The sequence below is a fragment of the Streptomyces silvisoli genome, assembly GCF_029269905.1.
GTDB classification, from domain to species: domain Bacteria; phylum Actinomycetota; class Actinomycetes; order Streptomycetales; family Streptomycetaceae; genus Streptantibioticus_A; species Streptantibioticus_A silvisoli_A.
Map to the genome: position 1 here is coordinate 220,989 of NZ_JARJBC010000010.1, position 14,667 is coordinate 235,655.

General features: G+C 71.0%; 14 protein-coding genes. 4 read left to right on the forward strand and 10 right to left on the reverse strand.

Annotation, left to right across the window (positions count from 1 at the left end; all coding sequences use genetic code 11):
• Positions 1–4: 4 nt before the first annotated feature.
• Genes P3G67_RS18425 through deoC form a run of 3 tightly spaced genes read right to left on the reverse strand, consistent with a single transcriptional unit; the run spans position 5 to position 3,301 of the window.
• The gene (locus P3G67_RS18425) at positions 5–868 is read right to left on the reverse strand and encodes an aldehyde dehydrogenase family protein (protein ID WP_276094415.1); all 864 of its coding nucleotides are present in this window, start codon (positions 866–868) and stop codon (positions 5–7) included.
• Entirely contained in the window at positions 861–2,291 is a 1,431-nt protein-coding gene (locus tag P3G67_RS18430) for an aldehyde dehydrogenase family protein (protein WP_276094416.1), read from the reverse strand. Before P3G67_RS18430 ends, P3G67_RS18425 begins: the two co-directional genes overlap by 8 nt.
• Before the next feature lie 5 nt (positions 2,292–2,296).
• The gene (gene deoC, locus P3G67_RS18435; protein WP_391858289.1) at positions 2,297–3,301 is read right to left on the reverse strand and encodes a deoxyribose-phosphate aldolase; all 1,005 of its coding nucleotides are present in this window, start codon (positions 3,299–3,301) and stop codon (positions 2,297–2,299) included.
• Positions 3,302–3,523: 222 nt separating this feature from the next.
• Here deoC and P3G67_RS18440 point away from each other — a divergent pair, with 222 nt between their 5' ends.
• Positions 3,524–4,141, forward strand: a complete 618-nt coding sequence (locus P3G67_RS18440) for a PH domain-containing protein (RefSeq protein WP_276094417.1) — start codon at positions 3,524–3,526, stop codon at positions 4,139–4,141.
• Between the two features lie 525 nt (positions 4,142–4,666).
• On the opposite strand, the gene P3G67_RS18445 is transcribed toward P3G67_RS18440, so the two are convergent.
• The 3 genes from P3G67_RS18445 to P3G67_RS18455 all read right to left on the reverse strand — a co-directional run bounded on the left by P3G67_RS18445 (position 4,667) and on the right by P3G67_RS18455 (position 7,807).
• A complete protein-coding gene (locus P3G67_RS18445) occupies positions 4,667–6,334 on the reverse strand; it encodes a phospho-sugar mutase (protein ID WP_276094418.1) in 1,668 nt (555 codons plus the stop codon).
• A 20-nt stretch (positions 6,335–6,354) separates the two neighbouring features.
• A complete protein-coding gene (locus P3G67_RS18450; RefSeq protein ID WP_269853580.1) occupies positions 6,355–7,170 on the reverse strand; it encodes a purine-nucleoside phosphorylase in 816 nt (271 codons plus the stop codon).
• 199 nt (positions 7,171–7,369) lie between these two features.
• Entirely contained in the window at positions 7,370–7,807 is a 438-nt protein-coding gene (locus P3G67_RS18455) for a gamma-glutamylcyclotransferase (protein WP_269853579.1), read from the reverse strand.
• 108 nt (positions 7,808–7,915) lie between these two features.
• On the opposite strand from P3G67_RS18455, the gene P3G67_RS18460 reads away from it, so the two are divergent.
• Positions 7,916–9,361, forward strand: a complete 1,446-nt coding sequence (locus P3G67_RS18460) for an NAD(P)H-quinone dehydrogenase (RefSeq protein WP_269853578.1) — start codon at positions 7,916–7,918, stop codon at positions 9,359–9,361.
• 175 nt (positions 9,362–9,536) lie between these two features.
• Entirely contained in the window at positions 9,537–10,463 is a 927-nt protein-coding gene (locus tag P3G67_RS18465) for a DeoR/GlpR family DNA-binding transcription regulator (protein WP_391858290.1), read from the forward strand.
• A 1-nt stretch (position 10,464) separates the two neighbouring features.
• On the opposite strand, the gene P3G67_RS18470 is transcribed toward P3G67_RS18465, so the two are convergent.
• Positions 10,465–11,034 carry a TetR/AcrR family transcriptional regulator gene (locus P3G67_RS18470; protein ID WP_276094419.1) on the reverse strand — a complete coding sequence of 190 codons (570 nt, stop codon included), beginning with the start codon at positions 11,032–11,034 and terminating at the stop codon, positions 10,465–10,467.
• A gap of 122 nt (positions 11,035–11,156) precedes the next feature.
• Positions 11,157–12,929, reverse strand: a complete 1,773-nt coding sequence (locus P3G67_RS18475; RefSeq protein WP_276094420.1) for an acetyl/propionyl/methylcrotonyl-CoA carboxylase subunit alpha — start codon at positions 12,927–12,929, stop codon at positions 11,157–11,159.
• A gap of 423 nt (positions 12,930–13,352) precedes the next feature.
• Here P3G67_RS18475 and P3G67_RS18480 point away from each other — a divergent pair, with 423 nt between their 5' ends.
• Complete coding sequence (locus P3G67_RS18480; protein ID WP_269853574.1) at positions 13,353–13,802, forward strand: hypothetical protein; 450 nt, start codon at positions 13,353–13,355, stop codon at positions 13,800–13,802.
• On the opposite strand, the gene P3G67_RS18485 is transcribed toward P3G67_RS18480, so the two are convergent.
• Together P3G67_RS18485 and P3G67_RS18490 are read right to left on the reverse strand one after the other, a co-directional pair.
• A complete protein-coding gene (locus P3G67_RS18485) occupies positions 13,783–14,382 on the reverse strand; it encodes a nucleoside triphosphate pyrophosphatase (protein ID WP_276094421.1) in 600 nt (199 codons plus the stop codon). The two genes, P3G67_RS18480 and P3G67_RS18485, sit on opposite strands and share 20 nt — an antisense overlap.
• 61 nt (positions 14,383–14,443) lie before the next feature.
• Positions 14,444–14,653 carry an acyl-CoA carboxylase subunit epsilon gene (locus P3G67_RS18490; RefSeq protein ID WP_276094448.1) on the reverse strand — a complete coding sequence of 70 codons (210 nt, stop codon included), beginning with the start codon at positions 14,651–14,653 and terminating at the stop codon, positions 14,444–14,446.
• Between the last annotated feature and the right edge of the window lie 14 nt (positions 14,654–14,667).

The window sequence follows — 14,667 nt, forward strand, 5'->3', positions numbered from 1 at the left end:
AGGGTCACACCCCGATCGGATGCCAGACGGTCTTGGTCTCCAGGAACGCCAGCAGCCGGTCGGTGCCGGGCTCGGCCGACCAGTCCTCGTCACGCGGCCGCAGCACCCGCTTGAGGTTGTCGGCGGCGGCCGTCTCCAACGCGGTCGCCAACTCCGCGTCCGCGCCCGTCAGGTCGATCGCGTTGACATCGCTGTGGGCGGCCAGGTGCGGGCCCATCTCGGCCGCCTTGCCGGACAGCACGTTGACCACACCACCGGGCAGGTCCGAGGTGGCCAGCACCTCGCCCAGCGACAGTGCGGGCAGCGGAGACTTCTCCGAGGTCACCACCACGGCCGTGTTACCGGTCGCGATCACCGGTGCCAGCACCGAGACCAGCCCGAGGAACGAGGACTCCTGCGGCGCCAACACGGCCACCACACCGGTCGGTTCGGTGGTGGAGAGGTTGAAGTACGGCCCCGCGACCGGGTTCGCGGCGCCCGCGATCTGACCGATCTTGTCGGTCCAGCCCGCGTACCAGACCCAGCGGTCGACCGCCGCGTCCACCACGGCCGCCGCCTTCGACCTGGACAGCCCCTCGGCCTCGGCCACCTCGCGGACGAACTGCTCGCGACGGCCCTCCAGCATCTCGGCGATCCGGTAGAGGATCTGGCCGCGGTTGTACGCGGTCGCCCCGGACCAGCCGCCGAACGCCTTGCGTGCGGCGACCACCGCGTCCCGGGCGTCCTTGCGGGACGCCAGCGGGGCGTTGGCCAGCCAGTTGCCCTTGGGGTCCGTCACCTCGTACACCCGCCCGCTCTCGGACCGGGGGAACTTGCCCCCGACGAACAGCTTGTAGGTCTTGAAGACGCCCAACCTTGACTCAGACATTGAGGTACGCCTCCAGACCGTGACGGCCGCCCTCGCGACCGAAGCCCGACTCCTTGTAGCCGCCGAACGGCGAGGTCGGGTCGAACTTGTTGAACGTGTTGGCCCACACCACGCCGGCGCGCAGCTTGTCGGCCATCCACAGGATGCGGGATCCCTTCTCCGTCCAGATGCCCGCCGACAGTCCGTACGGGGTGTTGTTGGCCTTCTCCACCGCCTCCGCCGGAGTACGGAAGGTCAGCACCGACAGCACCGGCCCGAAGATCTCCTCGCGGGCGATCCGGTGTGCCTGGGTGACGCCGGTGAACAGCGTCGGCGCGAACCAGTAACCGGTGGACGGCAGTTCGCACTGCGGTGCCCAGCGCTCCGCGCCCTCGGCCTCGCCGCTGTCCGCCAGGGACTTGATGCGGGCCAGCTGCTCGGCGGAGTTGATCGCGCCGATGTCGGTGTTCTTGTCCAGCGGATCACCGACCCGCAGCGTCGACATGCGGCGCTTGAGCGCCTCCAGCAGCTCGTCCTGGACGGACTCCTGGACCAGCAGCCGGGAACCGGCGCAGCAGACGTGCCCCTGGTTGAAGAAGATGCCGTTGACGATGCCCTCGACGGCCTGGTCGATCGGCGCGTCCTCGAAGACGATGTTCGCCGCCTTGCCGCCGAGTTCCAGCGTCAGCTTCTTCTCGGTGCCCGCGACGGTACGGGCGATCGCCTTGCCGACCTCCGTGGAGCCGGTGAACGCCACCTTGTTGACGTCCGGGTGGGCGACCAGCGCGGCGCCCGTACTCCCGTCACCGGTGAGGATGTTGACGACACCCTTGGGCAGCCCCGCCTGGCGGCAGATGTCCGCGAAGAACAGCGCCGACAGCGGTGTGGTCTCGGCGGGCTTGAGCACCACCGTGTTGCCGCAGGCCAGCGCGGGGGCGATCTTCCACGCCAGCATCAGCAGCGGGAAGTTCCACGGGATGACCTGACCGGCCACGCCCAGCGGCTTGGGGTCGGAACCGAAGCCCGCGTGGCCGAGCTTGTCCGCCCAGCCCGCGTAGTAGAAGAAGTGCGCGGCGACCAGCGGCAGATCGGCGTCCCGCGACTCGCGGATCGGCTTGCCGTTGTCCAGCGACTCCAGCACCGCCAGCTCACGCGAGCGCTCCTGGATGATCCGGGCGATCCGGAACAGGTACTTGGCGCGCTCGGCACCCGGCAGCGCCGACCACTTCTCGAACGCCTTGCGGGCGGCCCTGACCGCCGCGTCCACATCCGACTGACCGGCCTGAGCGACCTCGGACAGGACCTCCTCGCTGGACGGCGAGACGGTCTTGAAGACCTTGCCGTCCTCCGCGGGGCGGAACTCGCCGTCGACGAACAGTCCGTAGGACGGCGCGATGTCGACAACGGACCGCGACTCGGGCGCCGGTGCGTACTCGAAAGCCATGTTGATCAGTCCACCGTCACGTAGTCGGGACCGGAGTACCGGCCGGTGCTCAGCTTCTGACGCTGCATCAGCAGGTCGTTCAGCAGGCTGGAGGCGCCGAAGCGGAACCACTCCGGGGTCAGCCACTCCGCGCCCAGCGTCTCGTTCACCATCACCAGGTACTTGATGGCGTCCTTGGTGGTGCGGATGCCGCCCGCGGGCTTCACACCGACCTGTACGCCGGTGGCGTCGCGGAAGTCCCGTACCGCCTCCAGCATCAGCAGGGTGTTCGGCGGGGTGGCGTTGACCGTGACCTTGCCGGTGGAGGTCTTGATGAAGTCGGCGCCCGCGAGCATCGACAGCCAGGAGACCCGGCGGATGTTGTCGTAGGTCGCCAACTCGCCGTTCTCGAAGATCACCTTGAGGTGCGCGGCGGTACCGTCGGGACGGGCGCAGGCCGCCTTGACCGCCTTGATCTCCTCGAAGACCTGAAGGTAGCGGCCGGACAGGAAGGCGCCGCGGTCGATGACCATGTCGATCTCGTCCGCGCCCGCGGCCACCGCGTCGGCGGTGTCGGCCAGCTTCACCGGCAAGGCGGCGCGCCCGGCCGGGAAGGCGGTGGCGACCGACGCCACGTGGATGCCCGAGCCGTCGAGCGCCTCCTTGGCGGTCTTCACCATGTCCGGGTAGACGCAGATCGCGGCGACCTTGGGGGTCGTACGGTCGGTCGGGTCGGGGTGGACGCCCTTGGCGCACAGCGCCCGGACCTTGCCCGGGGTGTCGGCGCCTTCCAGGGTCGTCAGGTCGATCATCGAGATCGCCAGGTCGATGGCGTACGCCTTCGCCGTGGTCTTGATCGAACGGGTGCCGAGCGTGGCGGCACGGCCTTCGAGGCCGACCGCGTCGACGCCGGGCAGCCCGTGCAGGAACCGGCGCAGCGCTGCGTCGGACGCGGTGACGTCGGCCATCGACGCCAGCCGCTCCGCGGCCTGCGGGCTGTATGCGGGCGTGAGGGGCCCGGGGGTCTGCATGGTCACCAGCAGAGCATATCTACGCGCGTAGCGCTTGACTAGCCCTCGGGGGTGACGACGGCGACGACGCAAGCCCCGGGCGGGCGCGAAGCGCCCACGGGCGGTGCAGCGGTGAACGTAACGCATCCCGGATGGGGCCGTGTCCCGGGCCCCGCTCCCGGAGGGCAAGCTCACGTCGGGGAGCCGTCGGAAAAACCGCTCCCGTCGTGCAGAATCGTCCGCATGACGAGCGAGCAGAAGTACGCCGACCGGGCGTTCCGGTCACCGATGGGCATTGCCGGGGGAGTGCTGCTGCTCGCGATCGGCGGATGGCTGGTCGGCGACGCGGTGGCGCACGGCACCGGCCGGACGCCCTGGTTGGCGCTGGCCGCACTGCTGCTCGCCGCGCCGTTGGTGATCGCCTTCACCATCCGCCCGGTGGTCTACGCGAGCGACGCGCGGATGCTGGTGCGCAACCCGTTCCGCTCCATCACCATCCCGTGGGCGGCGGTGGAGGCCGTCCGCTCCGGATACTCCAGTGAAGTCCTCGCCGGTGGGCGGAAGTTCCAGCTCTGGTCGGTCCCCGTCTCGCTGCGCGCCCGTAAGCGCGCCGCCCGCCAGGCCGCCCGGGCGACCGCCGAGGACCCCTTCGGCCGCGGCCCGCGCGCCCTGCGCCTGCGCCCCGACGCACCCCTGCGCGCCCCCGCCGACCAGGCCGTGGACGACCTGCGGGAACTCGCCGAGCGGCACGCGGGGGGCGAGGCCGCCAAGGGCGAGATCAGCGTCCGCTGGGCGTACGAGATCATCGCGCCCGCGGTCGTCGGCGGCATCGCTCTGGTGGTGCTGCTGGCTACTGGCTGAGCTGCCGCTCAGACTGGCTTTTGGGGTGGCTTCCGGCCGCCCACCGGTTTGCCGTCCGGCTGCTCGCCGTTGCTTACGGTGGCGTGGGTGTTGTGGTGCTACTGCGCTGCCAGTGCGTGTTTTTTGGCGGTGCGCCCGCCCACCCACCCGTTTGCCGTCGGCCTTTGGGTGCCGTCGCGCCCTGTCGTCGGTGGGTCGGGGACGCGCCGGGGTGACTCCTCGGGTGGCTCCCTGCGCCGGAACCGGGACTTTCCGGGAAGTTCGATCGCCACCCTGCGGGGACACCCCGGCACGTCCCCTTCCGCCGGTTTCCGCGCTGCGGCGGGGTGCCCAAAGGCGGGCAGGGGGTGCGTTTGCATTTGCGCTTGCCCCTTCGGGGCTCGCGCTCCCGCCCGGCCGCAGCGCGGCGATTCACGGAAGGAGACACCCCCGGTGCGCCCTCGACCCACCGACGACCGTGCGCGAAGGCCGACGGCAAACGGGTGGGTGGGCGGGCGGAAACCCGCCCGCCCACCAGGCGAACCGTCAGATACCGGCCGCGGCCGACAGATCCTTCTTGAGCGCCGCCAGCACCTCGCTGGCGGCGCCCCGCGCGGACGGCAGCGCATCGAGCCCGGCCACCGGGACAACCGCCTCCAGGTAGCACTTCAGCTTCGGCTCGGTGCCGCTCGGCCGGACGATGACCCGTGCCGCGGAGACCGTCCCGCCGCCCGCGAGGTGGTAGCGCAGGCCGTCGGTCGGCGGCAGCTGGTCGCTGCCCTGGCTGAGGTCCTCCGCCGAGGTGACGGCGAGACCGGCCAGCTGCGAGGGCGGCTGCTCGCGCAGCCGCCGCATCGCGTCGGCGATCAGCGTCAGATCGGCGACCCGCACCGACAACTGGTCGGTGGCGTGCAGCCCGTGCCGGACGGCAAGCTCGTCCAGCAGGTCGCTGAGGGTGCGGCCCTCAGCCTTCAGACCGGCCGCCAGCTCGGCGACGAGCAGCGCCGCCGTGATGCCGTCCTTGTCCCGTACGCCCTCGGGGTCGACGCAGTAGCCGAGCGCCTCCTCGTACCCGTACCGCAGACCGGGCACCCGGGCGATCCACTTGAAGCCCGTGAGGGTGTCCTGGTACGGCAGCCCGGCCGCCGTGGCGATCCGCGAGAGCAGCGAGGACGACACGATCGAGGCCGCCAGCGTGCCCTTCGCGCCCCTGCGCACCAGGTGCTCGGCGAGCAGGGCGCCCACCTCGTCACCGCGCAGCATCCGCCAGCCACTCGCCGCGGCGGCGTCCGGTACGGCCACCGCGCAGCGGTCCGCGTCCGGGTCGTTGGCGATCACGATGTCCGGGTGCTCGGCACGGGCGTGCGCGAACGACAGGTCCATCGCCCCCGGCTCCTCCGGGTTGGGGAAGGCCACCGTCGGGAAGTCCGGATCGGGCTGCGCCTGCTGCGGTACGACCGCCGGGGCCGGGAAACCGGTCCGCGCGAACGCGGCGGTCAGCACGTCGGCGCCGACGCCGTGCATCGGCGTGTACACGACGGAGACATCGCGCGGGCCGCCCGGGGCGACCACGGTCCCGGCGCGGGCGAGGTACGCCTCGACGATCCCGTCGTCCAGCGTCCGCCAGCCGCCGTCGGCCAGCGGCACCTCGGCCAGCGCGCCGATCGCGGCGATCTGCGCGGCGATCCCGGCGTCCGCGGGCGGCACGATCTGCGAGCCGTCACCGAGGTAGACCTTGTAGCCGTTGTCCCGCGGCGGGTTGTGGCTGGCGGTCACCATCACACCGGCCGCCGCGCCCAACTCCCGGATGGCGAAAGCCAGTACCGGCGTGGGCAGCGACCGCGGCAGCAGGGCGGCACGCAGTCCGGCACCGGTCACCACGGCCGCGGTGTCCCGCGCGAAGTCGTACGACTTGTGGCGGGCGTCGTACCCGATCACCACCAGGCCGTCGGCGTGGCCCTGCGACCTGAGGTACGCGGCCAGGCCCGCCGCCGCACGGATCACCACGGCGCGGTTCATCCGCATCGGTCCCGCGCCCAGCTCGCCCCGGAGTCCGGCGGTGCCGAACTGGAGGGTCCCGGAGAAGCGCTCGGCGATCTCCGCCTCCGCCTCCGGCGTGCCGGCGTCGATCAGCGCGGCCAGCTCGGCGCGGGTCTCCGGATCGGGGTCCTCGGCCAGCCAGGCGCGAGCCCGGGTCAGCGTGTCCATTGCCATCTGCGGCTCCTTGCGGTGAGTTAGATGCGGCCGAGCACCTGGGCGAGGAGGCTGCCCATCCGGGTGGCGGAGTCGCGGCCGGCTTCCAGGACCTCTTCGTGGTTGAGCGGCTCGCCGGTCATGCCCGCGGCGAGGTTGGTCACCAGCGAGATGCCCAGCACCTCGGCGCCCGCCTCACGGGCGGCGATCGCCTCCAGCGTGGTCGACATACCCACCAGGTCGCCGCCGATCGCCCGGACCATGCCGATCTCGGCCGGGGTCTCGTAGTGCGGGCCGGGCAGCTGCACGTAGACGCCCTCGGTCAGCGTCGCGTCGACCTCCTTGCACAGCGCGCGCAGCCGCGGCGAGTACAGGTCGGTGAGGTCCACGAAGTTGGCGCCCACGATCGGCGAGGTCGCCGTCATGTTGATGTGGTCGCTGATCAGGACGGCTTCGCCCGGCTTGAACGTGGGGCGCAGGCCTCCGCAGCCGTTGGTCAGCACGACGGTCTTGCAGCCCGCGGCCACGGCGGTACGGACGCCGTGCACGACGGGGGCCACGCCGCGGCCCTCGTACAGGTGGGTGCGGCCCAGGAAGACCAGGGCGCGCTTCTCGCCGATCCGGACGGAACGGATCTTGCCCGCGTGGCCGGCGACGGCCGGCGGGGGGAAGCCGGGGAGCTCGGTGACGGAGAACTCGTGCTCGGGGTCGCCGAGGGCGTCGGCGGCCGGGACCCAGCCGGAGCCCATGACGAGCGCGACGTCGTGGGTCTCGGCGCCGGTCAGCTCGCGCAGACGGGTCGCCGCCTCGCTTGCGGCGGCGTACGGGTCGGTGGGGAGATTTGCGGTTGCGTTCACGCGGAGAGGGTAGCGCGCGTATGGCTACGCGCGTAGATGCATTTCATCACGTTTCCGCTCACGCTGGTGTTCGGGTTTACGCCCAAGCCGCCCGCCCGTTCGCCGTCGGCCTTTGCCTGATCGTTGCGAGCGGGTGCGAGTTGGGGGCGCGGCTGCGCCGCGGGTGCGGGGGTGGGCGGGTGGAACCGTTGGCGCGCCGCTAGCAGGGGCGCTTGCGCAGTTCCATGACGTAGTCGTGGGGCGCCCCGCAGGACTCCGCCGCGTCGGCGATCTCGCCGAGATACCGGGCCGAGGGCAGCCCGCCCTCGTAGTCGTTCAGCACGTAGACCCACGCCGCGACGTCGCCGTCCAACGTGTGCACCCGTACCGTCGTACGACGGTAGATGCCCAGCGGCAGGCCCTCCCACCGGTCCATCGACTCCTCATCGATGGACGCGATGTCGTAGAGACCTACGAAAACCTGGTGCAGGGGGTCTTCGACCAGCGTCGCCAGCGCGCCCTCCCACCCCATCTGCTCGCCGCCGAACGTCAGCCGCCAGCCGTTGAGCCAGCCCGTGCCACGCAGCGGCGAATGGGGTGCGCGGCGGGTCATCAGTCGCGCATCGAGGTTCCCGGCGTAGGCGGCGTAGAGCGACATGGCGGCAAGGGTACGGGAACCGCCTCTCAGCCGGGTAGGCAAGATCCAGATCGGTCCTGACCCCGGAGAGCGGCCCCGAGGAGAGAAGAACGGCCCGGGTGCGGGACAATGGAGCACGTGACTCGGATCGTGATCATCGGTGGCGGACCCGGCGGATACGAGGCGGCGCTGGTCGCGGCCCAACTGGGCGCGGAGGTGACCGTCGTTGACTGCGACGGTCTGGGCGGAGCGTCGGTGCTCACCGACTGCGTACCGTCGAAGACGCTGATCGCCACAGCCGAGGTCATGACGACCTTTGACTCTTCCTACGAGGAGCTCGGCATCATCGTGGCGGACGACACGCCCGCCATCGAGCAGTCCGCCCGGGTCGTCGGGGTCGACCTGGGCAAGGTCAACCGCCGGGTGAAGCGCCTGGCGCTGGCCCAGTCGCACGACATCACCGCCTCCGTGACCCGCGCCGGCGCCCGGGTGCTGCGCGGCCGGGGCCGACTGGAGCCGCAGCAGGCGGCGGACGGCTCGCGTACCGTCACGGTGACCGCCGCCGACGGGTCCACCGAGACGCTGACCGCCGACGCCGTACTGATCGCCACCGGCGCGCACCCGAGGGAGATCCCGGACGCCCTGCCGGACGGCGAGCGGATCCTGAACTGGACGCAGGTCTACGACCTCGACGAGCTGCCCGAGGAGCTCATCGTGGTCGGGTCCGGTGTGACCGGCGCCGAGTTCGCCGGTGCCTACCAGGCGCTGGGCTCGAAGGTGACCCTGGTCTCGTCGCGCGACCGGGTGCTGCCCGGTGAGGACCCGGACGCCGCCGCCGTGCTGGAGGACGTCTTCCGGCGGCGCGGCATGAACGTGATGGCCCGCTCCCGGGCCGCCGCCGCCAAGCGGGTCGGTGACCGGGTCGAGGTGACGCTGGCGGACGGCCGGGTGATCACCGGTACGCACTGTCTGATGGCGGTCGGCTCGATACCGAACACCGCCGGGATCGGCCTTGAGGAGGCCGGGGTCAAGCTCAAGGAGTCCGGCCACATCTGGACCGACAAGGTCTCCCGTACCACGGCGCCCGGTGTGTACGCGGCCGGTGACTGCACCGGCGTGCTGGCGCTGGCGTCGGTGGCGGCGATGCAGGGCCGGATCGCGATGTACCACTTCCTCGGCGACGCGGTCGCCCCGCTGAACCTGAAGACGGTGTCGGCGAACGTGTTCACCGACCCGGAGATCGCCACCGTCGGCTACAGCCAGGCGGACGTGGACAACGGCGTCATCGACGCTCGGATGGTGAAGCTGCCGCTGCTGCGCAACCCGCGGGCGAAGATGCAGGGCATCAGGGACGGTTTCGTGAAGCTGTTCTGCCGTCCGGGCACCGGCATCGTGGTCGGTGGTGTGGTGGTTTCCCCGCGTGCCAGTGAACTGATCCACCCGATCTCGATCGCGGTCGACAACAACCTCACGGTCGAGCAGATCGCCAACGCCTTCACGGTCTACCCGTCGCTGTCGGGTTCGCTCGCGGAGGTCGCCAGGCAGTTGCACAACCGCAAGACGACCAACGCGTAGCAACCGACGCACGGTCACCGAAGGTAGTGCGCCCGCGCCCCTGGTTCCTATAGCACTCGCACGGCGCGCACATGAACAACTTCTGTTAATTGGTGCAAACTGCTGAAACTAGACGCCTGTTGGCATTACTGTCAGTTTCGTGTTCGCAGCAGAACGTCGTCAGTTGATCCTCGAAATGGTGCGAGCGAACGGGGCGGTCTCGCTCCGTGAACTCGCCCGCGTCGTCCAGACCTCCGAAGTGACCGTACGGCGGGACGTGCGGGCGCTTGAGGCCGAAGGACTGCTCGACCGCCGGCACGGCGGTGCCGTGTTGCCGGGCGGTTTCACCAGGGAATCCGGCTTTCCGCAGAAAACCCATCTAGCGACCGCGGAGAAGACGGCGATCGCCGATCTCGCGGCCGGTCTCGTCGAGGAGGGCGAGGCCATCGTCGTGGGTGCCGGGACCACCACGCAGGAGCTGGCCCGTCGGCTCGCGCGCATTCCCGGCCTCACCGTGGTCACCAACTCCCTACTGGTCGCACAGGCGTTGGCACACGCCAACCGGGTCGAGGTCGTCATGACCGGTGGCACGTTGCGCGGCTCGAACTACGCACTCGTCGGCAGCGGCGCCGAACAGTCACTCCAGGGGCTACGGGTGACCAGGGCGTTCCTGTCCGGCAGCGGGCTGACCGCGGAACGCGGTCTGTCCACCTCCAACATGCTCTCCGCCAGCGTGGACCGCGCCCTGGTGCAGGCCGCCGCCGAGGTCGTGGTGCTGGCCGATCACAGCAAGCTCGGCACGGACACCATGTTCCAGACCGTGCCGTCCGATGTCATAACCCATCTCGTCACCGACGAGCCCCCGATGGGCGATGACCGCGCGGCGACCGAACTACAGGCGCTCGCTGACTGCGGTGTGCGCATCACTGTCGCTTCCGTTTCACCCTCGGACGGGGGTGAGGCAAGCGGCGGGCGGACCCGAAGAGACGTTCCGGTGCCGGGCCCGCGCCGGCACGTCCGGCCGGGCGGCGGCCAGCCGGGGGCGACCCTGCGCAGCGCCCCGCTGCCACCGGAGCAGTCGACCGCGGGCCGGGTGGCCGATCTCGCCCCGCGCCGAAGGTAGTTCAGTCCTTCGCACGTAGCCCGTACAGCGTGAGTGTGAGGAGCCGTTCGGCGATCTCCGGGTCGTCGGGGGTCTTCTCCGCGGCCAGCCCGATGACATGGGTGAGCTGCAACAGGTCGGGTATGTTCGCGTCCTCGCGTACCAGCCCGGCCTGTTGGGCCCGTGCCAGCAGTTCGCCGCCCGCCTCGCGCATCGGGACCTTGCACGCGGTCATCGTGGCGCCCGCACCGCGCGCGCGGTCCGACTCCATCAGCGCGGCGGCCAGACCGCGGTACGTGCTGGCGTGCCGCAGCACCGCCCGCAGCCACTCGGCCAGGCCCTCGAAAGGATCGTCGGCGTCGCCGAGTTCGGCGGCGTAGGCGACCAGCTTGTCCACTTCCTCCTGGTACACCGCGTCGATCAGGGCGATACGGCAGGGGAAGTGGCGGTACAGGGTGCCGATGCCCACTCGGGCGCGGCGTGCGATGTCCTCCAGCGAGGCGTTGGTGCCCTGCTCAAGGAACGCGGCCTTGGCCTCCGTCACCAGGCGCTCGTAGTTGCGCCGCGCATCGGCCCGCATCGGCTTCGCCATCGCCCGACCCTTCCGTACCGCTTCCGCCCCCGACTCTCCTGCTTCCAGAATGGCATTCTCCCTACGAACAACGATGGCCCGGCCGACGCGTGCGTCGGCCGGGCCATCGGCTGTTGGCGGGTTCAGTCCTTGATCTCGCAGATGACGGCGCCGGAGGAGAGGGAGGAGCCGACTTCGGCGGTGAGGGACTTGACGGTGCCGGAGCGGTGGGCGTTGATGGGCTGTTCCATCTTCATCGCTTCCAACACCACGATCAGGTCGCCCTCGTTGACCTCCTGGCCCTCCTCGACCGCGACCTTGACGATGGTGCCCTGCATCGGCGAGGCCAGGGCGTCGCCGGAGGCGGCCGGACCGGACTTCTTGGTGGCCTTGCGGCGCGGTGCCTTCTTCGCGCCCGCCGGAGCGGCGGCGGTGGCGACGCCCAGCGATGCCGGAAGTGTCACTTCCAGGCGCTTGCCGCCGACCTCGACGACCACGGTTTCGCGGGCGTTGTCGGTTTCTTCCTCGTCCGTGGCCGCGCCGGTGAACGGCGGGATGGTGTTGGCGAACTCGGTTTCGATCCACCGGGTGTGGACGGTGAAGGGGTCGGTGGAGTCGGTGAGTTCGGGGGCGAAGGCGGGGTCGGTGACCACGGCGCGGTGGAAGGGGATGGCGGTGGCCATGCCCTCGACGTCGAACTCGGCCAGCGCTCGCTTGGCGCGCTGCAGGGCCTGCTTGCGGGTGGCGCCGGTGATGATGAGTTTGGCGAGCAGGGAGTCCCAGGCGGGGCCGATGACGCTGCCGGTCTCGACTCCGGCGTCCAGGCGCACGCCGGGGCCGGCGGGCGGGCTGAAGCGGGTGACGGTGCCGGGGGCGGGCAGGAAGTTGCGGCCGGGGTCCTCGCCGTTGATGCGGAACTCGAAGGCGTGGCCGCGCAGGGGCGGGTCGTCGTAGCCCAGTTCCTCGCCGTCGGCGATGCGGAACATCTCGCGGACCAGGTCGATGCCGGTGACTTCTTCGGTGACCGGGTGTTCGACCTGCAGGCGGGTGTTGACCTCCAGGAAGGAGATGGTGCCGTCCTGGCCGACGAGGAACTCACACGTTCCGGCGCCGACGTAGCCGGCCTCCTTCAAGATGGCCTTGGAAGCGCGGTACAGCTCGGCGTTCTGCTCGGGGGTCAGGAACGGTGCCGGGGCTTCCTCGACCAGTTTCTGGTGGCGGCGCTGCAGGGAGCAGTCGCGGGTGGAGACCACGACGACGTTGCCGTGGGTGTCGGCCAGGCACTGGGTTTCGACGTGGCGGGGGCGGTCGAGGTAGCGCTCGACGAAGCATTCTCCGCGGCCGAAGGCGGCCACGGCCTCGCGGACGGCGGATTCGTAGAGTTCGGGGACTTCTTCGAGGGTGCGGGCGACCTTCAGGCCGCGTCCGCCACCGCCGAAGGCGGCCTTGATCGCGATGGGCAGGCCGTGCTGCTGGGCGAACTCGACGACCTCGTCTGCGCCGTTGACGGGGTCGGGGGTGCCGGCGACCAGGGGGGCTCCGGCGCGTTGGGCGATGTGCCGGGCGGCGACCTTGTCGCCGAGGTCGCGGATGGCCTGGGGCGGCGGGCCGATCCAGATCAGTCCGGCGTCCAGGACGGCCTGGGCGAACTCGGCGTTCTCGGACAGGAAGCCGTATCCGGGGTGGACGGCGTCCGCGCCGGAGTCGGCGGCGGCCTTGAGTACCTTGGCGATGTCCAGGTAACTGGTGGCGGGCGTGTCGCCGCCGAGTGCGTAGGCCTCGTCGGCCGTGCGCACGTGCAGCGCGTCCCGGTCCGGGTCCGCGTAGACGGCCACGCTGGCGATACCGGCGTCCTGGCAAGCACGAGCGACACGAACGGCGATTTCACCGCGGTTCGCGATCAGCACCTTACGCACGATGGCTCCCTCCTTGAAACAAGGTGAGTTTAGGGACTGCCGACACGTCGTGCCGACCCACCCCTATGGGTGACCTTGCCCACACGCAGGGTGGTGCCATGTTCCCGGAGGACGCTTCAACCCTTGTCGCACCAAGGTACGCCCGTGTTTCGCCACTGATCACCGGCCCTGTGGCGGGGTTGGCGCGATGTGCCGGGACATGGGGTGTGGCGCGATTTCTTTGTGGGAACTCCACGACTCCGGGGCGGAAAGTTTGCCGGGTGTTGGCGCACGCCAGGCTGACGGCGGCGCAGCCCCTGAGACCCCCTAGCGCACGACTCTTGCCCGGGCCATTACCCGTTAGTAGCGTCGGCTTCGTCGATACCGGCGGTAACGAGTGGGGCGAAGGGCTCGGACCCGGCGCCCTTGGGGAGGTGGGGGAGGATGCGCAGACCGGTGGCGGCGGTCGCGGCGGGCGTGCTGGTCATCGAGGCGGTCGTCATCGCGTTCGTCAACCTCGTGCTCGGGTTGGCGGTGAAACGTCAAAGCATGTCGCTCGGCGGGCTGGCGCCCGGCGCCATGTCGACCGGGGCGTTCGCCGCGGGGGCGGCCTTCGCGCTGTTCCTGCTCTGCTGTGCGGCGATAGCGGTGCGGGCGGCGATCGTCGACCGCTCGCCCGGACGGTTCGCCCGGATCGCGCTGGTGGTCTGCGCGGTGCTGCACTGCGTGCTCGGCGCGGCCGTGGTGGGGATGGTCGGGTGGCTGGCGTTCGTCGCGATGATGGTGACGCTCGGGCTGGTGGTGGCGACACTCGTGCTCTACGCCGAGCTGGGTGCGCCGCGAAACGGCGCGGCACCAGAGGGCGGTGGAACCGCTAGCCCCACAAGTCCGTGATACGAACGCCCAGTTGGGACAGCAGTCGCCGCAGCAGCGGCAGCGAGAGGCCGATCACATTGCCCGGGTCGCCGTCGATGCCCTCGATGAACGGGGCCGAGCGGCCGTCCAGGGTGAACGCGCCCGCCACATAGAGCGGTTCGCCGCTGGCGACGTACGCCTCGATCTCGGCGTCGTCCGGCGAGCCGAACCGTACGGTCGTTGAGGCCGTCTCGCTGACCTGCCTGCCGCTCGCGGTGTCGATCACGCAGTGCCCGGTGCGCAGCACGCCGGTGCGGCCACGCATGGCCTGCCAGCGGGCCATGGCGTCGGCGGCGTCCAGCGGCTTGCCCAGCGCGCGGCCGTCGAGGTCCAGCACCGAGTCGCAGCCGACGACGAGTTCGCCGCCGGTCAGCCCGTCCGCCACCGCGGCCGCCTTGGCCTCGGCCAGTACCCGGGCCAGTTCGCCCGGGGTCGGCGCGCTGATGGCGTCCTCGTCGACCCCGCTGACCACGACCTTCGGGTCCAGCCCGGCCTGCTTGAGCAGGCCCAGGCGGGCGGGGGAGGCGGAGGCGAGGACGAGGGGACGCGCAGCGGTCATGGGCATCAGGGTAGTCAGCCCGGGACCGGCCCTCGGACCGGCCCCGGCGGCGGCCCCGCGGTCAGGCCGGCCAGTACGTGCTGCGCCAGGCCGTCGGGCCCGGCCGCGGCATTCGGCGCAGCGTGATGTTGCGCGCCGGGTCGGCCCAGGCGTTCAGCGTGCGCGCGCCGCCCGTCCCGCCCGGGACGGCCGCCGCGCGCGCCTGTACCACCGCCAGCGCGGCGGCCAGCTCCTCGGGGGTCGGATTGCCCCTTACGACCTTGATCACGATCAACGGCCCTTCTG